This is a genomic window from Streptomyces vulcanius (assembly GCF_042653945.1).
In the GTDB taxonomy this organism is placed as follows: domain Bacteria; phylum Actinomycetota; class Actinomycetes; order Streptomycetales; family Streptomycetaceae; genus Streptomyces; species Streptomyces mangrovi.
Genome location: NZ_JBHSFK010000031.1, coordinates 88,510 through 112,128, shown reverse-complemented (window position 1 = coordinate 112,128; position 23,619 = coordinate 88,510). Strand labels below are relative to the sequence as shown.

General features: G+C 68.1%; 24 protein-coding genes and 5 pseudogenes. 13 read left to right on the top strand and 16 right to left on the bottom strand.

All coding sequences use genetic code 11. The features are described from left to right. Positions 1-88: 88 nt before the first annotated feature. On the bottom strand, positions 89-643 hold the full coding sequence (locus tag ACFPIH_RS37765; RefSeq protein ID WP_381169141.1) for an ester cyclase: 555 nt from the start codon (positions 641-643) through the stop codon (positions 89-91). A gap of 161 nt (positions 644-804) precedes the next feature. On the opposite strand from ACFPIH_RS37765, the gene ACFPIH_RS37760 reads away from it, so the two are divergent. Further along, on the top strand, positions 805-1,416 hold the full coding sequence (locus tag ACFPIH_RS37760) for a TetR/AcrR family transcriptional regulator (RefSeq protein WP_381169139.1): 612 nt from the start codon (positions 805-807) through the stop codon (positions 1,414-1,416). A gap of 1,149 nt (positions 1,417-2,565) precedes the next feature. Here the strand turns inward: ACFPIH_RS37760 and ACFPIH_RS37755 are convergent. Next, on the bottom strand, positions 2,566-3,021 hold the full coding sequence (locus ACFPIH_RS37755) for a MarR family winged helix-turn-helix transcriptional regulator (RefSeq protein ID WP_381169137.1): 456 nt from the start codon (positions 3,019-3,021) through the stop codon (positions 2,566-2,568). Between the two features lie 761 nt (positions 3,022-3,782). On the opposite strand from ACFPIH_RS37755, the pseudogene ACFPIH_RS37750 reads away from it, so the two are divergent. The 5 genes and pseudogenes from ACFPIH_RS37750 to ACFPIH_RS37730 all read left to right on the top strand — a co-directional run. Continuing rightward, positions 3,783-4,145: pseudogene (locus tag ACFPIH_RS37750) on the top strand (transposase family protein); the annotation flags it as partial. Positions 4,146-4,371: 226 nt separating this feature from the next. Beyond that, entirely contained in the window at positions 4,372-5,262 is an 891-nt protein-coding gene (locus tag ACFPIH_RS37745) for an IS110 family transposase (RefSeq protein ID WP_381169135.1), read from the top strand. Continuing rightward, positions 5,178-5,468 (top strand): arylamine N-acetyltransferase, encoded by a 291-nt coding sequence (locus tag ACFPIH_RS37740; RefSeq protein WP_381169228.1) that lies wholly within the window; start codon positions 5,178-5,180, stop codon positions 5,466-5,468. The genes ACFPIH_RS37745 and ACFPIH_RS37740 overlap by 85 nt, the downstream gene beginning before the upstream one ends. 181 nt (positions 5,469-5,649) lie before the next feature. Then, complete coding sequence (locus ACFPIH_RS37735; protein WP_381169133.1) at positions 5,650-6,111, top strand: hypothetical protein; 462 nt, start codon at positions 5,650-5,652, stop codon at positions 6,109-6,111. A gap of 439 nt (positions 6,112-6,550) precedes the next feature. Further along, a complete protein-coding gene (locus ACFPIH_RS37730; protein WP_381169131.1) occupies positions 6,551-6,763 on the top strand; it encodes a hypothetical protein in 213 nt (70 codons plus the stop codon). A gap of 178 nt (positions 6,764-6,941) precedes the next feature. Here ACFPIH_RS37730 and ACFPIH_RS37725 read toward each other — a convergent pair whose 3' ends face one another. Continuing rightward, entirely contained in the window at positions 6,942-7,097 is a 156-nt protein-coding gene (locus tag ACFPIH_RS37725) for a hypothetical protein (RefSeq protein ID WP_381169129.1), read from the bottom strand. A gap of 330 nt (positions 7,098-7,427) precedes the next feature. Here ACFPIH_RS37725 and ACFPIH_RS37720 point away from each other — a divergent pair, with 330 nt between their 5' ends. Then, positions 7,428-7,673, top strand: coding sequence for an NAD(P)-binding domain-containing protein (locus ACFPIH_RS37720; protein ID WP_381169226.1), 246 nt, complete (start codon positions 7,428-7,430; stop codon positions 7,671-7,673). A gap of 576 nt (positions 7,674-8,249) precedes the next feature. Here ACFPIH_RS37720 and ACFPIH_RS37715 read toward each other — a convergent pair. Together ACFPIH_RS37715 and ACFPIH_RS37710 are read right to left on the bottom strand one after the other, a co-directional pair. Then, a complete protein-coding gene (locus ACFPIH_RS37715; protein WP_381169127.1) occupies positions 8,250-8,378 on the bottom strand; it encodes a zinc-binding dehydrogenase in 129 nt (42 codons plus the stop codon). Between the two features lie 560 nt (positions 8,379-8,938). Then, positions 8,939-9,076 carry a hypothetical protein gene (locus ACFPIH_RS37710; protein ID WP_381169125.1) on the bottom strand — a complete coding sequence of 46 codons (138 nt, stop codon included), beginning with the start codon at positions 9,074-9,076 and terminating at the stop codon, positions 8,939-8,941. A gap of 233 nt (positions 9,077-9,309) precedes the next feature. Between ACFPIH_RS37710 and ACFPIH_RS37705 the strand changes: the two are divergent. Beyond that, positions 9,310-10,025, top strand: a pseudogene (locus ACFPIH_RS37705) (IS5 family transposase); the annotation flags it as partial. A 659-nt stretch (positions 10,026-10,684) separates the two neighbouring features. Further along, complete coding sequence (locus ACFPIH_RS37700; RefSeq protein ID WP_381169123.1) at positions 10,685-11,959, top strand: MFS transporter; 1,275 nt, start codon at positions 10,685-10,687, stop codon at positions 11,957-11,959. Positions 11,960-12,546: 587 nt separating this feature from the next. Here the strand turns inward: ACFPIH_RS37700 and ACFPIH_RS37695 are convergent. Next, positions 12,547-12,756 carry a hypothetical protein gene (locus tag ACFPIH_RS37695; RefSeq protein ID WP_381169121.1) on the bottom strand — a complete coding sequence of 70 codons (210 nt, stop codon included), beginning with the start codon at positions 12,754-12,756 and terminating at the stop codon, positions 12,547-12,549. Between the two features lie 125 nt (positions 12,757-12,881). Between ACFPIH_RS37695 and ACFPIH_RS37690 the strand changes: the two genes are divergently transcribed. Further along, a complete protein-coding gene (locus tag ACFPIH_RS37690) occupies positions 12,882-13,985 on the top strand; it encodes an FAD-dependent monooxygenase (protein ID WP_381169119.1) in 1,104 nt (367 codons plus the stop codon). 407 nt (positions 13,986-14,392) lie between these two features. Next, entirely contained in the window at positions 14,393-14,527 is a 135-nt protein-coding gene (locus tag ACFPIH_RS37685) for a hypothetical protein (protein ID WP_381169117.1), read from the top strand. A 45-nt stretch (positions 14,528-14,572) separates the two neighbouring features. Here ACFPIH_RS37685 and ACFPIH_RS37680 read toward each other — a convergent pair. Together ACFPIH_RS37680 and ACFPIH_RS37675 are read right to left on the bottom strand one after the other, a co-directional pair. Then, positions 14,573-14,800, bottom strand: a pseudogene (locus ACFPIH_RS37680) (hypothetical protein); the annotation flags it as partial. 109 nt (positions 14,801-14,909) lie between these two features. Continuing rightward, entirely contained in the window at positions 14,910-15,137 is a 228-nt protein-coding gene (locus ACFPIH_RS37675; protein ID WP_381169115.1) for a hypothetical protein, read from the bottom strand. On the opposite strand from ACFPIH_RS37675, the gene ACFPIH_RS37670 reads away from it, so the two are divergent. Continuing rightward, on the top strand, positions 15,136-15,684 hold the full coding sequence (locus ACFPIH_RS37670) for a GNAT family N-acetyltransferase (RefSeq protein WP_381169113.1): 549 nt from the start codon (positions 15,136-15,138) through the stop codon (positions 15,682-15,684). The two genes, ACFPIH_RS37675 and ACFPIH_RS37670, sit on opposite strands and share 2 nt — an antisense overlap. A 45-nt stretch (positions 15,685-15,729) precedes the next feature. On the opposite strand, the gene ACFPIH_RS37665 is transcribed toward ACFPIH_RS37670, so the two are convergent. From ACFPIH_RS37665 to ACFPIH_RS37640, 6 genes and pseudogenes are all read right to left on the bottom strand, one after another. After that, entirely contained in the window at positions 15,730-16,128 is a 399-nt protein-coding gene (locus tag ACFPIH_RS37665) for a DUF4440 domain-containing protein (RefSeq protein WP_381169111.1), read from the bottom strand. A gap of 71 nt (positions 16,129-16,199) precedes the next feature. Continuing rightward, positions 16,200-17,734 (bottom strand): annotated as a pseudogene (locus tag ACFPIH_RS37660) (ISKra4 family transposase). Positions 17,735-17,779: 45 nt separating this feature from the next. Continuing rightward, positions 17,780-18,403: a hypothetical protein gene (locus tag ACFPIH_RS37655; protein ID WP_381169109.1), complete on the bottom strand. Its 624-nt coding sequence runs from the start codon at positions 18,401-18,403 to the stop codon at positions 17,780-17,782. Between the two features lie 67 nt (positions 18,404-18,470). After that, the gene (locus tag ACFPIH_RS37650) at positions 18,471-19,439 is read right to left on the bottom strand and encodes an NAD(P)/FAD-dependent oxidoreductase (RefSeq protein WP_381169224.1); all 969 of its coding nucleotides are present in this window, start codon (positions 19,437-19,439) and stop codon (positions 18,471-18,473) included. Between the two features lie 56 nt (positions 19,440-19,495). Beyond that, positions 19,496-19,702, bottom strand: a complete 207-nt coding sequence (locus tag ACFPIH_RS37645; RefSeq protein ID WP_381169107.1) for a ferredoxin — start codon at positions 19,700-19,702, stop codon at positions 19,496-19,498. An 88-nt stretch (positions 19,703-19,790) separates the two neighbouring features. Further along, a complete protein-coding gene (locus ACFPIH_RS37640) occupies positions 19,791-20,990 on the bottom strand; it encodes a cytochrome P450 (RefSeq protein WP_381169105.1) in 1,200 nt (399 codons plus the stop codon). A 423-nt stretch (positions 20,991-21,413) separates the two neighbouring features. Between ACFPIH_RS37640 and ACFPIH_RS37635 the strand changes: the two genes are divergently transcribed. Continuing rightward, positions 21,414-22,058 carry a DsbA family oxidoreductase gene (locus ACFPIH_RS37635; protein ID WP_381169103.1) on the top strand — a complete coding sequence of 215 codons (645 nt, stop codon included), beginning with the start codon at positions 21,414-21,416 and terminating at the stop codon, positions 22,056-22,058. Positions 22,059-22,288: 230 nt separating this feature from the next. Here the strand turns inward: ACFPIH_RS37635 and ACFPIH_RS37630 are convergent, their stop codons facing one another. Next, entirely contained in the window at positions 22,289-22,561 is a 273-nt protein-coding gene (locus ACFPIH_RS37630; RefSeq protein WP_381169101.1) for a hypothetical protein, read from the bottom strand. A gap of 153 nt (positions 22,562-22,714) precedes the next feature. Further along, positions 22,715-23,515 (bottom strand): annotated as a pseudogene (locus tag ACFPIH_RS37625) (IS701 family transposase); the annotation flags it as partial. Positions 23,516-23,619 lie beyond the last annotated feature (104 nt).

The window sequence follows — 23,619 nt, the reverse complement described above, 5'->3', positions numbered from 1 at the left end:
GTGTGTTGGGCCGACCGCGCAGGCGCGGTGTCCCCGCGGCGGCGGCAGGACTGGCGGCGCCAGGGGGCTGTGCCCCGGCCCTTCGTCCCTACAGCTGGGCCGCCGCGTCGGCGGCTTGTGCCGACACGTGGGCGGCTGCGCGTGCGGCCCGTCCGGTGAGCCGCCAGGAGACCATGCGCAGCAGGCTGGCCGGGGCTGGGGGGAACACGCCCAACTGGCCGAGCATGGTGACGTCGTCGCGTACCGCTTCGTGGGTGACGACCTTGCCGTCGCGCAGGCCGAGCGCGTGGATCTGCTCGAAGTCGATCTCGCGCTCGGTGGGCGGTATGGCCTGGTCGAGCGCGCCGTCCCGGAAGCGGACGAAGGGTCCTGTGTGCCGGCCCTGCATACGCAGCCGTACCCAGACCTGATCGGTGTCGTGGACGATCCCGAGGACGGTGAACCGCAGGCCGCTGAAGGCCGAGCGCATCCAGGCGCCCGACGCGAGGACGCCGGCGGGCCCGGGGGTGGAACACGCGGTGGGTGACACGGCGGCTTCGCGGTTGTGGAAGTCCTCGTGGACCACTTGGGCGGCCAGTGCGGGATCGCCTGTCACGAGGATGTGGAAGAGGCCGCGGCCGAGTTCCGGAGCGTCCATTGCCATGGTGGTGATTGCCTTTCGCCGGCGTTCCCAAGTCGGTGCTGTGGGCGTTCGACGGCCTGGTGAGCCGGGCAGCGGCTGCCGTCGGCACCGGACGCGGGACCGCGCGCAGTGTCATTGAGGTAACACCATACCTAATGAATTTGTGGCGCTAGCATCCTTCCATGCCGTCCAAGCGTTCATACGTGTCCCCGCTGCGTGAGCAGGGCGCTACCCGAACCCGAGAACTGATCCTTCGTCACGCCACGGAGCTGTTCGCGGAGCGCGGTTATGGGCGTGTGACCATTGCCGACATCGCCTCGGCCGCCGGGGTCGCGTCGAAGACCGTGTTTGCGAGCGTCGGGAGCAAGAGCGACATCCTGAACCGGATCATCGACGAGGGTGTGGTCGCCTCCGGCTACGAGGGGGCCACGCAGCACATACTCGGCCTGCGGACGCCGGCCGAGGTCCTCACAGCGCTGGCCCACGGAACGCGACTGGGCAACGAGAGTCAGTTCGCCGTACACGAGGCGATCCACAAGGCACTGCCCGTCCACGAGGACGGCGAGGCCCTGTGGGAGCGTTCGACCGCGGCCTACCGGGACGCGCTGCGGGACGTCGCCCGGCATCTGCACACCCTGGAACCGGCCCCCTTCTGCCCGGTCGAGGAGACGGCCGACCTGCTCTGGTACTGGTTCGGGCCCCCAGGCTGGCGGACGTTGGTGGTCGAGAGCGGCTGGAGCTGGGACCGTGCCGAGGACGCCCTGCGCCGGATCGCCGTCGCCGCGCTCTACTGACAGCGCCGAACGCGCTCTCCGCCCGCCGTTGGCCGGCGGGCGCCACGGGGGTGTCTCCGCAGGCGTGTGCCGGGATGCCTTCGTGCGCCGGTGCCGCGAAGGGCTGTGCCGGTTCGCGTCAGGCGTCCTCCGGGGCACTCGGATGCGCGGGACCCGCGGGTGCGGGGGCAGCCGTGCCGAACTCATGCTCGACGAGCTCGCCGAGGCCTCTGCGGGCCGACCGCAGCCGGGCTCGTGACGCACAACCGTCGGCCGGGCCGTGTCCGGTGACCTCATCGCCCGCCACGGTCCATTCCGGCAACTGATCGGGTATCAAGTGTATGCGGACATGTGACTCGCGACGGAGGCCTGGACCGCAAGCCACGTGTGAACGAGTGGTGTGTGCCCGTGATCAATATAGGGCAAGGTGCGACGAAGAGGTCTGAACTGCGGGTTGACGGTCGGCGCCAACAACGCTCCGAACCCGGTGTCCGGCCGACACCGACAGCCAGTTGGGCGTGACGTGTCTCGCGACGCCATGATCATACGTGTGTCGGACGGCCGCCGGACCCGGGCCATCGTGGCTGTCCGTCCCGGTCAGCCAGGGCAGGCGGGGTGTCCCGCGGCACCGGCATACGTGACACACGCACGGTGAGATGACGAGACGGCGAGCCCTGTGAATGTCGAGCGGCGGCCCGCGGCGTGGCCGAGCAGCCGAGCCATTGAGTGTCGGCCGACCGAGACCTGATCGGACCGGGGCCGAGCGGAAAGGGGACCGAGCAGGCGACGCGAACGGCTCGGCCCGGTACGGAGGGAGTGGCCGGGCGGCACACACGGGGTCCGCTCGGCATCGGGAGAGTGCTCGGTTGATCCAGCCGTAGAGCTCCGCCGTCTCGGCTTCGAAGCCGCCGGGTCCGATGACGATCTCCAGAGCCGGACCCAGTTGCCCCCGTAGCGGATGCCGTTCCGCAGCGTCCCCCGCCCGGCGCCACGCGCGCGCCCACCTCCGACTGCCCCAGCACATGAGCATGGTCCCCGCCGCACCGAAGCCCGGTCCCGGCCGGGCACCTTCTGCCTACGGGGCCGCCAAAACCGGACTCAATCGATCGATCGCTGATGCCGGAAGGGGGTGCTGACCCCGCCCTTCAGGAACGGGGCGGAGTCGCGGAGTCAGCAGGGCGCTATGCGCTCCAGCACCTTTGCGGCGGCGGCAACGTCGCAGTCGTCCAGGCGCGAGAAGATGTGGCGCCGTGCGCTCGCGAGGTTGGTGGGCCACGCCTGCTTCAGCTGCGTTCGTCCGGCGCTGGTGAGGACGGCGAGCCACGCCCGTCCGTCGTCCGGCGACTTCTCACGCAGAACCAGTGACTGCGATTCGAGCCGGTTGACCACCCGCGTCATGCCGCTCAGCGAGAGTCCGCACATGTTCGCGAGATCACTCATCCGCATTTGGTTGTGCGGCACCTCGGAGAGATGCACCAATACCGTGTACTCCACAACGGAAATGCAATGCTTTTCGAGCATGTCCGCGTCGGCGACACGCGGCAGTATGGTCATTACTCGACCCAAAGCCCGTAGGAACGCCTCCTCGTCGGGCGTGAGGGGCTTGATTTTCTTCACGTCTGCCATGGGCACAGTGTAAGTGGAGATCCACTGGTGCAGCCGCCGCGTACCGCGGGAAGAAGCACTCCGCCGGACCTCCGGACGGGAAATAGTCGGCAGGTCGCGGATGCATTATATACGGCCTATCAGCATTCATTGCATTGTAAACCAAATGTATTTACGTGCATGTTTTGCCGAACACGTATGTTGACGCGACGGGTGTCCCCGCACGAGTTGGGGTGTCGGAACCGGTCCGGATGCTCCTGCGGGGACTCCTGCCAAAGTTCTTGCCGACGGGGCTCGTCTTGGGCGGTGAGCAGGGCAGGCAACACGCTTCTGAGCAGCGGCCGGCGCGATTTCCCCTGCGCGCCGGACACCCGCTTCCCTCTTTTCGTGCGAGTACCTTCCGGGCTTGCCCGGTGGCCGTGAAACCCCTCGGTGAGCAAGGGAATATTCGTTGAGGAGGGCTTTCTCTTCCTTCAAGGGCCCGATCTGTGCGCCGAGTTCATGTTGCCGGCGGCGACCAGCGAGATGTTTCCAAGGTGTGCCTGGGCTGGCTCAGTCGGTGCGGCCTCGGCAGGGAAACCCGTGGAAACAGGGAGTGTGAAAGCATCGATGGTGCACACTAACCGCTCGCTGCGTATGACCGCGTGTCCGTGCCAGGCACTGAGCCCTTTCCAACCTGATTGCAGTGCCGGGGTGTTGGTGGGCTTGGGCTGTACGGAACGACGAAGCTCCTGGTAGACGGGTTCTCGACCAAGATCACCCGTGTCCGCCAGGAGCTTCGCGTGCTTGTCTACCCGTCATCAATCGATCTGTCCAGCCGCACGCTGGGGCACCTGACCAGGCAACTGGCTGCTCGTCAGCGGGAGATCGGCACGCGATGGCGGCGTCTGCCCGTCAGCCGTCAGGCCCTGCTCGCCCTGGCCCATCTGCGGTGCGGTGACACTTACGCCCAGCTCGCTGCCGGGTTCGGTATCGGCATCGCGACCGTCTACCGCTACATACGCGAAGCGATCGAGGTACTGGCCGCCCTGGCGTCGACCCTGGCAGAGGTGATGACGACAGCCTCGGCGAAGGCATACGTGATTCTGGACGGCACGCTGCTGCCGATCGACCGGATCGCCGCCGACACCCCGTACTACTCCGGCTGTGAGGATGATGGCCGTGTCGTTCCGGTCGTGGCCTGACTCGTACTCTGGCTGGCTGCTGTGCCTTGTGTTTGATCTGTCGGCCCCGGCCGGAGCGACGTGTACCAGCACCGGGCCGACGGTGCGTGTCCCGATAGGGGCCTTGGCCTAGAAGGCACCGTCACAGTCCTGACCGCTCCACCGGCCGGCGCTGGCCATCGGTACCGCGTCGTCGAACAGGAGCACCGTGACCGCCCTCAGAATGCCCGCTGCCGTCCGTGCCGTCCAAGATGCTGAGGCTCCGACTGCGCCGCTTTCGGTGGTGCTCGGCATCGACACCCACAAGGACGTGCACGTCGCCGCCGTCCTTGACCACCTCGGCGCGTTGTTGGGCACGGGAGAGTTCCCGGCCACCGCGGCCGGCTACCGCCAACTTCTGGACTGGGCAGGCCAATGCGGGACCGTTGTGCGGGCTGGGGTGGAGTGCACCGGCTCCTACGGTGCCGGGCTGGCCCGCTACCTTGCGACCCAGCGGGTGGCGGTGGTTGAGGTCAACCAGCCCGACCGATCCACCCGGCGCCGCCGTGGCAAGACCGACGCCATCGATGCCGAGGCTGCCGCCCGGGCCGCGCTCTCGGGCACGGCCCGGGCACTGCCGAAGAGCGGCGACGGGCAGGTGGAAGCACTGCGTTTCCTCCGGCTGGCGAAGAACTCCGCGGTCAAAGCGCGCACCCAGGCGCTCAACCAGCTCAAGGCAGTGCTGGTAAACGCTCCATCTACGCTGCGCGAGGAGTTGGAGCCGCTTTCGACTTGGCTCCTGGTCAGCCGCTGCGCGGAGCTGGTCGACCCCCGCGGTGACGATCCGGCCGCTGACACGGCGGTCTACACGCTTCGGCTGCTCGCACAGCGCATCTTGCGGCTTCGGCAAGACGGTTGTCACGGATCCGCTGGTCGAAGCCGCCTTCATCCGGAGCCGGATCGGCGTCGGCTACGACGCGGATCCCGCACCTGGGCGAGCGGGGTGAGCAGAGCGGCCCCGGTGGCGTCTACCGGATCGCGGATACTCCTGAAGGAGACCTGGACGTCTACCGCGACGGCGAGTTGCAGTACCGCGTCGAACTGCGGCCGAGGGCGCTGACGGACTTCGCGACGGCCTGCTGGTGGCATACGCACGCTCCCCAGGCGCACTTCACCCGGAATCTGGTGTGCTCGCTGCCCACGGATCACGCTCGGCGGACGGACTCTGGTGATCACCGAGGACGGGGAGACTCGGATCACGGAACTGCCCGGGGACGCCGTCCTCGCGACCTACCGCGACCACTTCGGCATCGTCGTCGACCGTGAACCGGAACTGCGCCTGCCGCTGCGGGGCGCCGAGGCCGGGTGAGCATGCAAATATAATTGACATAACAAGTAGATGGGGTGCGGCTTGATTGGGCAAGTGTTTTCGCGAACAGTCCGAAATTTCCGGGCGGCGACGGCCGTGGTCCTGCGCTCGACCGAGGAGGGCAGGTGCGTCCGGGTGGTGAGCAGGCTCGTGATGGGAGCCGCGGCTGCCACGCTCGCGAGCGCGGTCGTTCTCGCGGCGATGGCGGTGCTTTCGCCACCGGATGACGTGCACCGGCGACATGTCCCCGTCGTCATCGAGGCGGGTGCTGTGTGCGCGTCCCTGTCCGACCGGCGTTACGAGGTGTCGTGCGGCACGACGGCCTTCGGTGATCTCCGGTTCAACTGCACGGGGGGCGGGTTCGGCAAGTGCCCGCCGACGACGGCCGTGACCCTGCGCAATACCGGCCGTACCTCGGTGTCGGTCACCATGGTGAGCGGCCGGCGTGAGGGGGACCGGCGTCTTTCGCCGGCTCCCGAGCTGGCGCCCGGCCGGACCGTGACCTTGAGCAAGCGTCCTGATGAGAAGTATTTCTTCGACATTTTGCTGCGCTCGATCAAGCCGGGCGTGGGAACGGTGAAAGTCGTGTCGGTCGCTTGACGGAACCGGATGCGCACCGGGGGGACGGTCCTTGGTGTCGGCGGATGTCGGTGGGGCGGTTTCGGGACCTCAGGAACGGTGCCTGAGCCATCCTCGCTCCGCCGCCAGCAGCCCGACCTGGAAGCGTGTCTTCGCTACGAGGGCAGTGCCCGCGTCATTGACGTGTTTCTGCACGGTACGGCGGCTCACCCCCAGGACCCGTGCGATGGCATGGTCCTCATGCCCGTCGCCATCAACCGGACGATTTCTCGGGTGCGTTCGTCGAACCGCGCCACAGGAGGTCGGCCGTCCGGCACCGGCCGGCCGAGCCGGGTGTCCGGTGAAGCGGGCGCCGCTTGCTCCCATACGATCTCGAACATCGCGGTCGGCGCCCTCACCAGGGCGGGGGAGTGGACCACCAGCGATCCGGCCGCGGGCAGCTCACAGCGCACGGGCAGCAATGCCGCCGTGCGTCGAAGACCACGAGCTTCGTCGGCAGGCGCGACGCCAGCCGCACTTCTCCTCCCCCGGCCGCTCCGCGAAACGCCGTGGTGGCCCGTTCAACGCCTTCGACATCCCGGACCTCCCGGTGGCGGTCACGGTGTTCCCGGGCGAGATCTACCGCGCGCCGCGGAACTGGGGCGAGCGCGCCTTCGGCAACCTCGTCCAGTAGAACGAAGTCGACAGGGGAGGCCACTTTGCCGCCTGGGAGCAGCCGCAGCTGCTGACCCAGGAAGTGCGCGCTGCCTTCCGGTCACTGCGCCGATAGGGGTATCGCCGGTACGCGGTACAGCCCGGCAGGGACCTTGGCCCGACGTCGATCGATCAGCAGGTCCGCCCAGGTACCGACGTCAACGGCCGAGCCGTCTCACCAGGTTGTTGTACTCACGTCTGAGGAGTTTCGCCGCCTGGCACGGCCTGCCGCTGGTCTGGCAGGGCCGGCACTCGTCGACGTGCGCCTCATGGGCGAGGCGTGCGTGCTCGATCGTCTCGTTGTCCAGTGGCATACCTGAGTTCTCTTTTCCCATGGCGAAGGCACGCGTGGACATATGCGGTCCACGGCGTCGGGTGTGAGCACGTACTTTACGGGCGAGATGAGGTACGTATCTCCATGGAGACCGCGGTGACGAAGGCCGCGCGGGACATATTGAGAGGAGATTGCCGACCGTGCCTCGGGCCGCGCCTCGGAGTCTCTGCCACCCCGTCCTTGTCCCATCCGTCCTCCGTCGCAGACACATGTGCCGATGCGTGGTTCGCGTGCGACGGCCTCGAATTGGCGCGGGTGGGCCCGGGTACGGCGGCGCACGGCCCGCAGGGGATGGCATCCGCCCGTGTCAATGATCTGCCTGATCTGCCTGATCGGCGCCGGACGCATGGGTGGACCCGTCTGCGGCAATCTCGCCCGTGCGGGATACCGGGTGCGGGTTTACGACATCCGGCCGGAGTGCCGGGAGACGGTGCTGTCGTACGGGGCCGAGTGGTCTGACTCAGCGGTGGCAGCGGCGGCGGGCGCGGATGTCCTTCCCACCGTCCTGCCCGGTCCGGCACAGGTCACGGCGGCGGTCGACGACGCGGTGCCGTGAGCGAGCGGTCGCGAGGGCAAGCGGTGTTCTCGAGGCGCCCACTCGCGCGCGACGCTGCCAGGTGTCCCGGCGGAGCGTGAGGTGATCCCCGATTCCAGCCCAGAGCATCAACCCATGTGATAGGCGGGCAGCCCAGAGGAGCGAGGCGACGTGCCCCCGGCTCGCCGGCTCCTCGTGTCGGGCGAAGAGGCGCAGCGAGTTACGTCAGGGACGGCAGAGGGACCTCTCGTGCATGCCTTGGAATGACGGGTGAGGTCAGGGGTGTGAGGGTGTCGAGTTGTGCGGCAGGATCGGAGTGGGTGGTGGTCAGGTGGGGGCGGGTGGCGCTCAGGGGGTGGACGAGCTCGACGGGGTCGTCCTGGGCGAGGGCCGCGTGGAGTCGGCTGAGCGGGGGAGGCGCGCCGCGGTGGGCAGGTCGGTGGGGGCGGTGATGGGATGTGGCTCAGAGGCCATAGGGGCAATGAGTTGATCTTGAAGCCCTGGCAGGGCTGAGCCGGTTCCTGACCGCATGCGATCGATTTGCCGCGGCCGTGGTCTTGAGCCTCGGCCGTGCTCCCCATCGGAAGCCATCGCCGGTCAGGGAACGATTACGATCTTGCCCTTCACTCGGCCCGTCTCGACGAGTTCGTGTGCCTTGGCCACGTCCGGGAGCGGAAGGGTCTGTTCGACCGCCACCCGCAGTCGCCCACGGGCCGCCAGTGTCACGAGGTCCGTCAGGTCCGCGGCGTTCGGGGGCGACGGTGACGTCGGCGAAGCGGATGCCGTTCTGCTGGGCCTTGGCGCGCATCTCGGCTCGGCCCGGGTTGGGCTGGCGTACGCCGACGTAGGTACCGCCGGGAGACAGGAGGGTCAGTGAGCGGGGACCGTAGTCGTCGCCGAGCGGGTCCAGGACCACGCCGATGCCGTCCCGGAGCACCGCGGCGAAGTCCACGGACGTGTGTCGATCACCTCGTCAGCGACGGCCGCAACCTCGGCGGCGAGTTCCAGACCTGGCGTGAACGGCGGCTGCTGGGACCGGTGGCCCGGGGCCCCGGCACGAATCTTCACGTCGGCGGGTTCACCCCGGTCGCCCGGACACGGACGAGTACCTCACCGGGACCGGGCACGGGGCGCTCGACCTCGGCAACCTGCAGTACCTCAGGGCCGCCCTAGTCGATCTGCCGGACCGCGCGCATGGAGGGTGCGGAGCTGGTGCTCATGAACACATACCTCGGTTCTCAGGATTCCGTGCGCCGGACCTGCCGGGCACGGGAGGGTGGGGGTGATCAGGGTGCGTGGAGTGGCGCCGGGGCGGTGACCAGCTCGATCGCGCGGATGCGGTCGGCGCGGTCGTTGGCCGCGGGGGCGAGCATCAGCTCGTCCGCCTCCGTGCGGCCCGCCAGTTCGGAGAGCCGGGCGTGCACCTGCGCCGGGGTTCCGACGGCGGTGTGCAGGCCGCCCGAAAGCGGGAGAGTTGTCCGATCGCGTCCTGGGGGACCCCCGTACACGGCACACTCGTCCCACGGCCTTCCTGCTGAGCGGTGTATCTGTGACGGAGCACAGCATCAGCGGAAGGCCGCTCCCGTGTGCCCTGACCTGGGCAAACCCCACTCACGTGTGAACACGTTCTAAGCCCGATGGATACACCCAAGCCAAGGACTTTCCGCCCTGGCGCACGTGTTAGGGGTTCATGGCCCGCTGGGCCGCCGCCGGCGTCATCGGACAGATCCGTGACCAGCTCCGCAAGCGCATCCGCCGCGAGATGGGCCGGGCCCCGGGGGCGGTGGCCACCGTCATCGATTCCCAGTCCGTCAAGGCCGCCGACACCGTCGGCAAGGACTCCCGCGGCTACGACGCCGGCAAGAAAATCAACTCGGCCGCAAACGGCACCTGGTCGTGGACACCAAGGGCCTGCCACTGTTCGTCATGGTCACCCCCGCCGACATGACCGACCGCAACGCCGCCAGGGAAGTCCTCTTCCGGCTGCGGCTGATGCACCCCGAAATCACCATCGTCTGGGCCGACTCCGCCTATGCCGGACAGCTTGTGACCTGGGCAAAGACATACCTCAACCTGACCATCAAGGCCGTCAGCCGCCCGAAGAACACCCCGGCTTCGTCGTCCTGCCCCGCCGCTGGGTCGTCGAACGCTCACACGCCTGGATCATGCACGCCCGCCGGCACGCACGCGACAACGAACGCCTCGTCCAGCACCCCGAATCGCTCATCACCTGGGCCGCCATCACCCTCATGACCAGCCGCATCACCCACCGAAACTCCCGCAGAAGCCGACAGTCGGCCTTCCACGAGCACAACGGGACTGATCACCCGGCGTTCCGGGTCAGGAACTCCACCCAGACACCACGCGAATCCCCGACCCGACCAATTCTCGCACCACAACCGCGACCACATCTGCGCAGCCGACGACAACGGGGACGAGCCGACAACGGCCCCTCTCGCCCTGCCGTCGAAACTCCTCCGTTCGAATTCCGCGCTGGGCATATACCGAAACCCTACGGACCTCTTCGCTCCTTCGTGCGGGCGCCGGGCTCCCGTCCCCCGCGGGCTTCCCCTCGGCCTCCGGCCCCCGCTGCAGCGTCGCGGCCCGAACCGGCGCTGCCGGGTTCACGCCCGGGTCTGTGATCTTGCTCGTACCGCGACGCGATTGCTCAACATAGTCTCCGTGCAGGCGGGTTGGCCGCCGTGTCGTAACCACATAGAGAGGTGGCTTTGCTATGAGTCGAGTCATGCACCCCGGTTCCCCGGACTGGTTCACTGGTTCCCCGGACTGGTTCACCGGTTCCCCCGACTGGTTCACCGGTTCCCCGGACTGGTTCAGCAAGTAGCGTTATGGCGTGGGCGAGCGGCTGAGTCGCTCGCCCACGCCACGGGTGTAGGGCGGATGGCTGAGGTGACGGTATTCCAGTGTCATCCTTGCCGGGGCAGATGAACAGCCGTACGTGGTGACGCGGGCTGTTGGAATCCCGGTGCCGGGTGCGGTTCCAGCGGTGCTTTTACTGAATTGGCAGGTTCGTGAAGATCTGGGCGGTGCTTGGCGTCCGCGAGTTCCGTGTGACAAGTGCGGCGGAATTGCTTTCTGTTGTCGGAGACCAGCTCTCCCGTGTCGCTCTGACGGTGCTGGTGTTCAGCCGGACGGAATCGGCCGCCCTTACCGGCCTGACCTACGGACTGACCTACCTGCCCACCATGGCAGGCGCTCTTCTGCTGTCCACCGTCGCGGACCGCAGGCCGCGCCGTGAGGTCATCGTTGCCATCAACACCGTCCGCGCGATCGGGGTAGCCGCCATGGTCATTCCTGGCATTCCGCTGGCGGCACTGTGCGCTCTGGTAGCCCTGTCCTCGTTCCTCAACGGCCCCTACAAGGCGGCCCACCTGGCATTCCTGCGTGACATCGTCGAGGCCGGACAGTACCCGACCGCCATGGCACTGCGGCAGTCCCTCAACCAGGCAGGGCAGTTGGCCGGGTTCGCTGCGGGCGGCATCATCGCCTCGGCCGTCAGCCCGCGGGTGTGCCTCGCCGTCGATGCCGTGACGTTCGCGCTGTCGGCGGTCTTGATCAGGTCCTTCGTCGGCTTCCGGCCCGCTCCCTCCGCCCCCGCGCAGCCGCGCTCGCTGATGGGCGGTCTGCGTATCGTGTGGAGCAGTCCCGGACGACGCGCGATCTTCGTGTCCACCTTGTCCGGGCTGTTCCTGATCGCGCCCGACGGCGTCGTCACGCCGTACGTGCATGAACTCGGCGTGAATCCCGCCTGGGTGGGTTACCTCCTGGCGGCCTCTGCAGCCTGCTCGTTCGTCGGACTGGGTCTCTTCGCCCGTTTCCTTCCCGAACGCCGCAGAACACTCGCATTCCCGGTCGCCTGCCTGGCGGCGGGAGCACCACTGCCACTGGTGCTGCTCGGCGGTGGCCCCTACCTGGCCATGGCCGTCTTCGGACTGAGCGGCACGCTCTGGGCCATCCAGGTCGTCGTATCGATCTCATTCCTCGGAGAGATGCTGCCCGATGCCCAGCGCGCACAGGGAATGGGTGTGGCCGCGTCCATGAATCTCACAGCACAAGGCCTCGGCGCCGCCCTCGCCGGCCTGGTCGCCCAGGCGACCGGCCCCAGCGCGGCCATAGCGCTCGCAGGCCTCGCAGCCGTGCTCCTCGGCCTCTGGCCGACCACACTGTGGCTACGCCGGGAAACCAGCCCCGCGGCTGCCCGCGCAGACAGGGGCGCTGGCAAGCCGGGCGGCGAAGACACGCCACTGCCTGTACGACATCCCGCGAGTTCCCCCGAACCCCGCTGAGGACCTGATCCTGCGGACGGGGGGTGCCCGTCGCTTCCGCCCTTTCCAGGCATACCCAGAGTCCCTCGCCCTTCCTCGAGGAGCAGCGGGCACGAACATCACCACCGCGGTTCAGGCGCGGTTCTCCGGGAGGCGTCGCCGACCAGGAACCCCACCAAGGCAACACAAATTCCTGGCTCTCCCGAATCTCACACCGCCACCGCGACTACGCCGCTGTTCGCGGCGGGAACGCTCCGTCAATCGGCGCTCGGCGCTCTTGGCGCGCTTCTTCTGGAGCTTGGCCCGCAAGGTGATCTGCCGCTAGCGGTAGCGGTTCAGGCCGGCCCCGCAGCCTGGTAGCCGGTGGACGTGGTCGCGATGTTGACGATGCCGAGTTCCACCCCAGGGAAAGAGTCCGGCTCGTACGGGGCGCCCTCGGGGGATTTCGCAGGTGGCGATCAGATAGAATATGCCGTCACGCTCGATCAGGTCGGACTCGCCCTTGCGGTAATGCTGGAGCGTCTTGAGTGCGTTCGCCGAGCAGGCGAACCGCACGCCCTTGATCGGCCTGCGGTGGTCCAGATGGATACCGTCTGCTGGTCGTACTGCTAACTCAGACACCGATCGTCATACGGCTGCGCGGCATCGGATCGGAACGTGACCGGTTTGGCCCCGGCCTTTTGGCGGCGCTTGCTGCCGGGCTTGCCGTAGTTTCCCGCTTTGAGGCTGGCGTGCGGCGTGGTGTACGCGTCACGATCCTTCTTGATCACGTGCTGGTGTGCCTGGTGGGCCGATTCAGCGAGCAGCCGGGTGATCAAGCCACCGGCGCGTGACGCAGAATAGGAGTCGGCGTGGGGAACGGTTGTCCAACGCTGTGCGCCTGCGTGACTCAGGCTGTTCGGTTGGCGTCGTCACGTTGTCCGATAATGGTAAGGAAATCTCTGTGAACAAGCCTCGCACTTTGATCGTCGGAGCCGGAATATCCGGTCTGGCACTTGCTAAAGCTCTGCTCGACCGCGGATTCCCGGTGGAAGTCGTCGAGCGCCGCGCCGCCGAAGGACAAGCCCTTGGCGCCGGTCTCTACCTTCCGGCGAACGCCATCCGTACGCTCCAGGGCATCGGCGTGGGGGACGAGGTGGTCAAGCGCGCGGAGCCAGTGGCGCGGCAGCGGCTGCACGACCATCGCGGGCGCCCGCTTGCCGAGTTCGAGGTGGGCCGGATCTGGGGCGGGGTCGGCCCCTGTCTGGCGATCACCCGGGGCGATCTGCTCGAGGTACTGCGCACGGCCGTCGACGGCACCGTCGTCCGTCACGACACCGAGGTGAGCACGGTGGCCAAGAGCGGCACCGTGACCTTCGCGGACGGTGCTACCGGCGCGTACGACCTGGTGGTGGGTGCGGACGGTATCAACTCCGCCGTGCGACGCTCCCTCTTCGGCGGGCCGGAACCACGTTTCCTGGGCCAGTTGTGCTGGCGGTTCATCGCCGACGACACCGCGATACCGGACCTCACCGACTGGACCGCGCGCTTGGGCGGCAACGGCCGAACGTTCCTGACCGTGCAGCTCGGTGCTGGCGCCGTCTACTGCTACGCCGACATCAACAGCTCCGTCACCACGGCTCCGGCCGGCGACTGGCGCGCACTCTTCGCCGACTTCGGCGGGCCAGTACCGCACTTGCTGGAGCAGGGCGCCGACGCGCACTTCGCCGCACTGCATGAAAGCGAGAACACGCTCTGGACGCGTCCCGGCGCTGTCCTCATCGGCGATGCCGCCCACGCCTTCTCCCCGAGCATGGCCCAGGGCGGCGCGATGGCACTCGAAGACGCCCTAGTGCTCGCCGACACGCTCCAAACCGGACCTGATGTCACCGCGGCCCTCGCCGCCTTCCAGGCCCGGCGCGCCGGGCGGGTCGCCTGGGTGGTGGCCCAGAACCACCGCCGCGACAAGGCCCGCAACCTGCCCACGCCGCTGCGCAACTTCACTCTCCGCCGGGCCGGGGAGCGTCTTTTCAAGGCCAACCACGCCCCCCTGCACGCCCTGCCGTAGTCAGACCAGCACTCAGCAGCCAGCTCTTACCGTCGTCATCGATTACCGGTCGAACTTCAGTGGCAAACGGTCAAGGTACAGTCACACCGGACACGGGGCATTTGCTGTGCACCGGCGGAGCCTGGTCGGATGCCCCCTGTGACGACCCTCCACCCCGAGTTCGTGAGGGATTCGCGCGGCTCACGCCCTCATCTATGACGCCGAGTTGCTGTGCAGGGCCCGATCCCTCTGCTTCGGTCCCGCGCCTGAAGCAGCCCTGGAGTCCTTCGACCAACCACAGGGCCTCAAAGCCGTCATCAGCGACACGGGCGTTCCACACTCCGTAGCCTTTCAGGCTGCAAGACCTGGCGCGCTCCCACAGGGCGCCGTGGCTGCGCGCCTACGAATCGTGGGGCGACAGCCAGTGGGTGCGCAGGCACCTCGCCCAGTACTTCTTCGGCCTCGTCAGCCTCTCCGGCAGAAGCTGCACAGACGACGACGTCGAGGAAGCACTGGTGCAGTGCCAGGGCCACGCCCAAGCGATCGTCGACGCATTCAGTTGAGGCACTCCCCGGAACGGTCCCGACGACCGTGCCGGCAGATGTTGCTCACTCTTCGCTGCCATCGTCGTCCTCGTCCAGATTGGCTGCGTCCGGGTCGCGCAGCGGGCGCGGGGCGCCGGCGGCCGGGGTGGAGGCGGTGAAGCTGTAGCGGCCGAGCAGGTTCGGGTTGCGGTGCTTGAGCGGGGAGAGCCGGGCGACGGTGGCGTCGATGTACTTCGTCGTCCAGAGCACGATGGCGTTGGGGACCAGGCCGAGCGCGCCGAGCTGGCCTTGTCCGAACTAGCCCAGCATGGCCGTGAGTTGATGGGTCCCCCCTTCTCCACCACGGAAGGTAGTGGTGGAGAAGGGGGGAGAGCCGGACGGCCTGCACGGCGTTGTGTGCTCAGCTCAGGTAGGCGTTCTTGGCGGCCATGACCGCCTTGGCGCTGTTCCAACCGATCACGCCCACCGGCTGTCCGTCCTTCTCGGCAGGTATGACGAACTTGCGGGACTCCGCAGTGCCCTCGATCAGCCGGAAATCGGCGTCCGTGGGCAGCGAACCGAATAGGGTGCAGCTCTTCTGCAGGGACGGGCTGATCTGGGAGAACGACCATGGCATGATGCGGCCCATGGCAGGAAGAGACCGCGAGGCCGGGCGTCGTGCCGGCGACGGGCTGGTAGTACGCACCGGACGCAAAGATGATCTTCCTGAGCTGGTGCGAATCTACAACCACTACGTCACCCACTCGATCATCACTTTCGATACCCAACCGGTCACGGTAGAGAGCCGCTTGCAGTGGTTCGAGAGATTCTCCGAAACAGGTCCGCACCAGCTGTTTGTGGCCACTACCGGCGATCGCGTACTTGGGTGCGCCTCAAGCAGTCCCTACCGGACGCATCCGGCCTTCGATCAAACGGTTGAACTGGGCGTCTACGTGGATCCCGATGCGCGGGCCGCTGGGATTGGTTCGGCGCTGTACCGCACCCTCATCGAAACGCTGCGCTCGCAGCCGGTCCATGTCGCGCTGGCTGGGATCGCACTTCCCAATGATGCTTCGGTGGCTCTGCACCGTAAGTTCGGCTTCACCGACGTGGGTATCTTCGACGAGTACGCCACGAAGAACGGCGGTTACATCAGCTCGGTCTGGATGCAACTGCGCCTGCCCTCTTCGGGCTGACCCTGGAGGGGTACTCCAGATCGTGCGGCGGTGCGGCTTTTGGCCTCAGGGCCGGTCGCACCAGGAGACCGCAGCGATCCGCCAGCCATCCGGGGTGAGTACGAACTGCATCGTCTTCGTCCCGCCGCCCTCGAAGGGCACGCCGTCGAGGATCCCGGATTTCCGGTACTCGCTGAACCGCGATGCGATGGCGCCGACGGTCTCGGTGCGCTCCGCAGTCTCCCACTCGTTGAAGCTCACCAGTCGGCCCTCAGCCAGCAGTTGTTGGCGTGGCTCGATGAATTCCTCCACGGTGTACACCGTGAACTCCGGCCCTGCCTTGATGAGGACGCCCCCAGGCACGATCAGTCGGCGGACCCGATCCACATCTGCGGCCTTGCCGCCCCTGTTGTCGAACGCACTGAAGAACTCGGCGGCGACGCCGTCGATCTCGGCTTTGGACATACCGGGACCGTAGCACCGGCACCGGTTCGCCCTTGCGCGATGTGTGCGGCTTTCCTGAGTGACGGTCGTATTCAGGCGGTCAGGTCGTATTCGGCCTGGTCGGGGGCGAGGTATAGGCGTTCGCGTTCTCTGCGGGTGTGGAAGGTCCAGTACTGCGGGAAGTCACCGTTGCTGATGACGGCGCGGAGGGTAAGGACGGCTTCGGCTCCGCAAACGCTCCATCGGCTGCCAGTGATGTCGAGTCGGTCGGCGATCAGATGGCGGGCTGCTCCTTCGACGGTGCCGCTGGCGATCGGCCATCCGGCCTCGAGGGCCTTGTCGTAGTGGAGATAGGCGGCATTGTCCTCCAGGTAGCGGCAGGCCCTGTCCGCCGTGGCCCGCTGATCTGGGGACAGGCCCGTGCGGTCGGCTTCGGCGTGGATGTCGCCGACGGCTCCGGGGGCGTCACCGGCCAGAATCCGGGCGGCCTTGGCCCCGGCCCAGTCTTCGGCTGCGGGATCGGTGGCGGTGTGGAAACACCGCGCAGCCGCCCATAACTTCTTGAGCACATGCACGATGTCGAGGACGATATGGATCTCGACCTTGCGGCGGGCGGCCTCGGCCCGGATCAACTCGAGCTGGTGGGCGGCGCCGTCGACCAGGACCACCCAGGACCTGTGGTGCTGGGGGTCGCGGGCCTCTGCCTGGTCGAAGGCAGCGGCGATGACCTGGTCCGCGTCGTGTTCCACCGAGGCGGTGAGCCATTTCGCGCGGGCCTTGGGCCCCTTGCGCGGGGTGCGCCGGCCGGTGCGGCCTCCGGGTGGAGCGATGATGTCGTGCGGGCGCGCGGAGCCGGATCCGCGTCGTGGACGACGGCCAGCGTGGCCATTCGCTTGCGGCAGGTCTTCTCCCCGGCGGACAGTCGGGTGCGGAACGTGCGCGTCGCACGCTCGGCTGCCCTCCGCGTCGCTTCCCGCAGGTGACCCGGGCGCATCACGATCCCCTTGCCGTCGACGCTGAGCACCAGCAGCGTCGTGCTGGCTGCCGGAGCGGGGGTGCGGGCGGCATAGAAGGCGGCGATGTCCACCGCGGCCGCCCGCACGAGCTGTTCGGCCTGGCGTTTGCCGACCGCCGGTGTCCCGCAGCGGCGTCCGATCGCCTCCAGGGCGTGGTCGTAGGAGCCGCGGGCGGCTTCCAGCACCACCAGCCGGCGCAGCCCCAGACTGTGCCGCTCGCGTGGCAGCCCCAGCACCTGGTCGGCCGGATAGCAGTTGGGCAGGCCCGGGGCGCGCAGTGCACACCGGGTGACGGTCACCGGCCCGACCACGGTGGCCAGTTGGCGCCGGTGGCCCTTCTCCAGCCGGGTGCGACCCGCGGCGAGCTGGGCCCGGCCGTCCGTGTCCAGGGCCGACAGCTCAGCTTCCTCCCGGCGGGTGCGCAGGTCCAAGTGGCCCTGGAGGAGAAGGCGGGCCAGCTCCCTCGCCCCCTGTTCGGCGTCTTCCTCCACCCGCTCGTGGGGCAGGAGCAGTGCTTCGGGACGGGAGAGGGAATCGATGAGGGAAGTGAGGAAAGAAGCGGCTCGGTCAAAGGGGTCAGCCGCCGCGGCGGCCGCATACGCTCCAGTCATCGGGCTCTCGCTTTTCGAGCGTGGAATCGGTTGGCACCTTCGACGCTAGGGACGAGAGCCCGACCCCACACCGGCGCGGCGGCGCGAGGCTTCCGTCCGGCCCTGCTCCGGCGCATCCGCGTGCGCCGTCACCACGGGCCGCGGCGCGAACAGTCCCGGCTCCGCCTCCGTCAACCAGCCCCGCTCGACCAGACGTTTCAGCTTCGACCGGAATCCCTCCACCTTGCTCTTGTCCGTCGACAGGACCAGCGCGGCACAGAGGTGATGCGCCCGCATCGGACGCACCGCGCCCGCGAGGACCTCGACGATGTCCTGGTACGAACGCGGCAGCACCCCCACGGCCAGCCCGGGCGTCCACGGCGGCACCAGCCGCACCCCGACCGGCGACCCCACCCCGAAGGGGCCCTCCCCTCCCGCCCCCGGCCGCGACACCTCCACCGGCCCGCCGGCCTCCGGCTCCGCCACGGACCCGGACTCCGAGACCGTCTCGTCGCCGGACAGGATCTCCGTCATCGTCTCCCGGGTGATCTCCAACCGGGACAGCACCATCTCCTGCTCGGCAAGATGCCCGGCCAACTCATCGATCCGAGCGCGCAGTTCACCGATCTTCTCCCGCGCGGCAGCCTCCCGCCGCTCGAGCTCCTCCAGCCACGACACCAACGCCGTCACCCCCGGAATCCGGCTACCCGACACCACGACGATCGAGCAGCCAACCCCCGGTCAGCAACCACGCAGGTCAAAGCTCCCTACAGGAGAGCCACACCCAACCGAATACCTGCATCCTGATGTCGTACTGATCCGTCCAGAAGTACGGAACCTGGTGATAGCCGTCCTCGGCTCCGGTGATGTCGGCTGCCACGGACCTGGCCTGCTGCACGGCGTTGGTCCGGTTCTCCAGACGGAGGCCGTCCCCGGCGACGCCGTGGGACCAGCGGGCCACGTCCCCGACCGCGTGGAGGTCAACCCCCGCACGACCGCGTTCGTCGCAGACGATGCCGTTGTCCAGGGGCAGTCCGCTGCCGGTGAGCCAGTCGGTGGCGGGGACGGAACCGATGGTCACCACGACAACGTCCGCGGGAATGGTCTCGCCGCCCTTGACGGTCACGCCGGTGACCCGTCCGGCTTCGTCGGTCAGACCTGTGGTGCCGCTTCCCATCAGTATCCGTACGCCCTGTTCAGCGTGGAGACTGGACAGCAACCGGCCGATATCCGGACCTGTCTGACGGAGCATCGGAACCGGTGACCTGTCGATCATCGAGACACGCAGACCCATCTGACGTGCCGTCGCGGCGATCTCGCATCCCAGGACACCCGCACCGACGACTACGACATCGTGGGCCGTGAGCAGTTCCGCGCGCAGCCCGGCGCAATCCTCCAGGCTGCGCAGCGCCCACACTCCATACAAGGAGTCCGTGCCGGGCAGCGTACGCGGCCTCAGGCCGGTCGCCAGGACGAGTCGGCCGTAGTCGAGGCTTGGGCCGTCGTCGAGGGCGACCGTGCGGGCTTGAACATCGAGGCGCACCGCGCTGCGTCCCAGCAGGAATCCGGCGCGCAGGGCGTCCAGTTCCCGCTGACCGCGAAGGCGTATCTGTTCCTCTCCCCAGGTGCCGGAGAGGACCTTCTTGGAGAGCGGCGGCCGGTCGTAGGGCAGGTGTTCCTCCGCCCCCACGACCTGGATGGTGCCGCGGAAGCCCCTGGCACGCAGCGTTTCGACGGTCGTGAGTCAGCCCACCGAAGCACCGACGACCAGAACGTCAGCGGTCATGAGGGAAGCGACTCCGTCAGCCGGATCGCGGCGGCGGGGCAGATCGTCGCGGCTGTGCGCACCCGCTCGAACTCTTCGACGGGGGGCTTCTCGTGGAGCAGGATCACGACACCGTCGTCGTCCCGCTGGTCGAAGACCTCAGGTGCCGCCACGACACACTGGCCGCCGGCGACGCACTTGTCTTCTTCAACCGTGACAAACATGAACTGTTCTCCGAAATATCGTGAGTCGAGAGTGCGACGGAGCGGCGCGCGGCGGGCCCCGCGTCCGGACGGGCCCGCCGCGCGGGGCTCACCAGGCGATGGGCAGGGCGTCCACGGCGTAGACGTTCGGTCCGAAACGATGGAAGGACAGCTCTTCGGGGGGTACCGCGAGGCGCAGGCCCGGGAACCGGCGGAAGAGGGGAATCAGGGCCATTTGCAGCTCGAGCCGGGCGAGGTGCTGTCCCGGGCACTGGTGAATCCCGGAACCGAAGGTCATGACCTGGATCGGCTCGCGGGTCAGATCGAGGGTGTTCGGGTCGCCGGAGACGACCTCCGGGTCGCGGTTCGCGTTCAGCGGCGACGCGACGACCCACTCGCCGGCCTTCACGGTGTATCCGCCGAGGGTGACGTCCTCTGTCGCCATGCGGGGGAAGCCACCCGCGACGCTCATGTAGCGGAGCAGTTCCTCCGCCGCGTCCACCGTGGAGTTGGCGTCGTCGAGCAGGACGGCGAGCTGCTCGGGCTGCTGCATCAGGGCCAGAGCGCTCAGTGCGATCGTCGACGCCGACGTCTCGTGGCCCGCGACGACCAATGCGCCGACCATGCCGACGATCTCGTCGTCGCTGACCTCTCCGTGCCGCTGTTGCGCCAGCGCGCCGATCAGGCCCTCGGTCGGGCTCTTGTGGTTCTGGGCCACCAGGCCACCGACGTAGTCGTTGAGCCGTGTGAAGCTCTTGAACGCTTCCTCGGGCGGCAGCGAGAGGTCGACGATCCCCGCGCACATCCGGTCGAAGTCCCGGTGCTCGGCGCTGGGGATGCCGAGGATTTCGCCGATCACGATGGAGGGCAGGGGGAGGGCGTAGGCCTTGAACAGGTCGACACCCGGTCCGGCTTCTTCCACCTCGTCCAGGAGCTCCGAGATGATGCTCTCGATCCTCGGCCGCAGCTGTGCGACGCGCTTGGGTGTGAAGGAGCCGGCGACCATACGGCGCAGCCGGGCGTGGTCCGCGCCATGGAAGCGGGGGAAGAAGCCCGGCTGAGCGGCCTGCATGGCCCTATCGGGCGCGGGGATGAAGCTGTGGTCGAGACGGGGGTCGTTGTACAGGGCCCGTACGTCCGCGTAGCGGTGGAACGTCAGGACCTCGACCTCGCCGTGCTCCGGTTCGAACACCTTGACCCGGGTGGGTTCCTCACGTCGGGCCATCTCCGCGAGTTGCTCGGAAGGATCGAACGGACACCGGGCTTCACGGTCCGTCGCGACGAACCCGCGCGTCAGTTGTTCGGTCATGTTGAGCTCCAGGGAAGCGATGGAACATAGGAGTGAAGGCTCGCCCAGGACGCCCGCCCGCAGGCGCAGCCGCAGCGGCGTGACGGTGGCGCGTGGGGCAGGAGCCGGTCACCGCCACCTGGTAAATGGCGGCTACGGCTGGGGCTTGGTCAGGCCACCTGTCGGGTCCATGAAGAATCCAACATTAATATAATTGACCAGTCAAGTGTGTCGATCGGTGTGTCCTTTTCGTGAATCCGCCTCGATGCCGAAGGTCTGGATGCGGGTGCTCCGGTCTTCGGTGTGTGATCCGGTCGAGACGGGATGGCGCGACGAGTAGACGTCCGGTCGTCTATATTCATAGAAGGCCCGTCGCCCCCGTCGTTCCCCTCTGGCGAGGAACGGTTGCGGAGCGTTACCTCCAAAATGACAGGAGACGTCTACATGCGTGTCGAGATATGGACCGATATCGCCTGCCCGTGGTGTTACGTGGGAAGGGGCGGCTTCGATCAAGCGCTCGCGGCCTTCCCCCACCGGGACCAGGTGGAGGTAGTCCACCGGTCGTTCGAACTCAATCCCCAGGCAGAGAACGGCAACGTACCGATCATCGACGCGGTAGCGGCGCAGTACGGGCGCACCCGCGAGCAGCAGATCGCCCGGGAGGAGCAGGCCGCAGCCATGGGCCGCGCCGTGGGGCTGGACTTCCGCATCGGCGGACGTGTCTTCGGCAACACCTTCGACGTGCACCGGCTGATTCATTTCGCCGGGACACAGGGGCGGCACGCCGAGATGCTGGACCTCGCCTTCCGGACGAACTTCGCCGACGAGCGTTCGATCTACGACCGGGAGACTCAGGTGGCTCTGGCCAGCGAAGCCGGGTTGGACGGGACGAAGGCCCGGGAGGTACTCGAGAACCCCGACGCGTTCGCCGAGGAGGTGCGGGCCGACGAGCGCCTGGCGGGCGAACTGGGCGTCAGTGGCGTTCCCTTCTTCGTGCTGAATCGGCAGTACGGGGTGAACGGCGTCCAGTCGGCCGAGGTGTTCACGAAGGCACTGGAACAGGCCTGGGCGGAGGGCCAGGCGGCCTGATCCCATGCCTCCTGCGGAACGGGTCCTCCCCGGCAGTCATACGGTTGAGGCCGGCGCGGCCGGCCGGCCCGCACCGAGCCGGAGGGCGCAGCCGTCTCACGTCGAGTGCGGCGGCGCGCCGCGACAGCAGGGTCCGGATCGCCCGGCGGTGGCCGTCGCGTCCACCCCGCAGAGGAACACGCCACGCCTGGGGCGAGGACTTGGGCTCGCCCCGTCGTGTGGTCATCCCGTCAGTTCGCCGCTACGGCGACAACGGTCAGCGCAGCGTGTACGCCTTGGGGACGGTCGGATTCACGGTGCCGCCCTTGCTGTCGGTCGCGCTGATCCGTTGGTCCGACGGCCTTGGCGGCCTTGCCCCGGCCCGGGTTCTGGAACTTCGTGGTGAAGGTGGTCGCCCCGGCGGCCCTGGTGGTCGACCGGTGCCAGGTCCGGCCGTCGTCGAAGGTGGCCTCGACGTGCAGCCAGGTCACCTTGGGCGAGGCGGCGAAGCACAACGTCGCCATGGGCTGCACCTACGACTTCGCCCCCGTCGTCGGTGACGGAACCCCGGCGCCGGTGTCTCCCGACGAGATCCGTCCCTATCAGCCCAGCAACAGGCCCGGTCATCCGCTGCCGCATGCTGGGTGGACCGCGCCAACGAGCAGCTCACGCTGCGCTCACCGATCCGCGGCGGGCGCTTCGCGCTCATCGCCGTCGAGAACAGGCAGGCTTAGTACTCCAGCTGTCATCGCCGCCAGGAAGGCGTGCGCGAGCATGGCCAGGGTGATGTGGCGGTCCCAGCCCACGTAGCGCCGGACTTCGTACTGGTCCAGGCCGCATTCGTTCTTCGCGGCCTGGAAGCACTCCTCGATGGCCCACCGGGCGCCGGCCACCCTCACCAGCTCGGAGACGGTCGTGTCCGCCGGGGCGAAGGCGAGGTAGTAGGCGATCTCCTCGGGACGCGCCAGGCTGCGGCGGGCCAGCACCCAGCGGCAGTGGGCGGGATCTGAACCCTCGATGGTGGGCAGCCTGGCCGCGGCCCAGTCGTAGACCCGCGGCCCCTTCACACCATCCCCGCAGGAGATCCGCTCCCAGGCCTCGGCCGGGGCGCCGTCAGAACATGGTCGGATGCGCCAGCTCCCCGCTGGCGACTTGACCTGCTGGGACTTGGGCACCGCCAGGACGTAGCCCGCGCCGGCCTCCTCCAGCATCCGTCGGAAGTGCCACTCCTGCCCGTAGGCCGCATCAGCGGTCACCCAGGTGATCGGTAGTACGGAGTCCAGCGCCCGCCGGACCATGGCGCGTGCAAGTTCCGGCTTGGTCGCGAAGGACTTGCCCTCGGGGATCCGGGAGGCACGGCACCGGTCGGGATCCTCGGTCCAGGACTTGGGCAGGTAGAGCTCGCGGTCCACCAGGGCCCGGCCCTTGGCGGAGGCGTAGGCGGCGAACACCCCGATCTGGCAGTTCTCCGTGCGGCCGGGGGCCTGTAATGCAATAAGTGCTCGGTAGAGGGGCGTTGGTGGGGGTCGCTCGGGCGTGTAGCTGTTCCAATGTGCGGGCGGCCGATCCGGGTAGGAGTGTG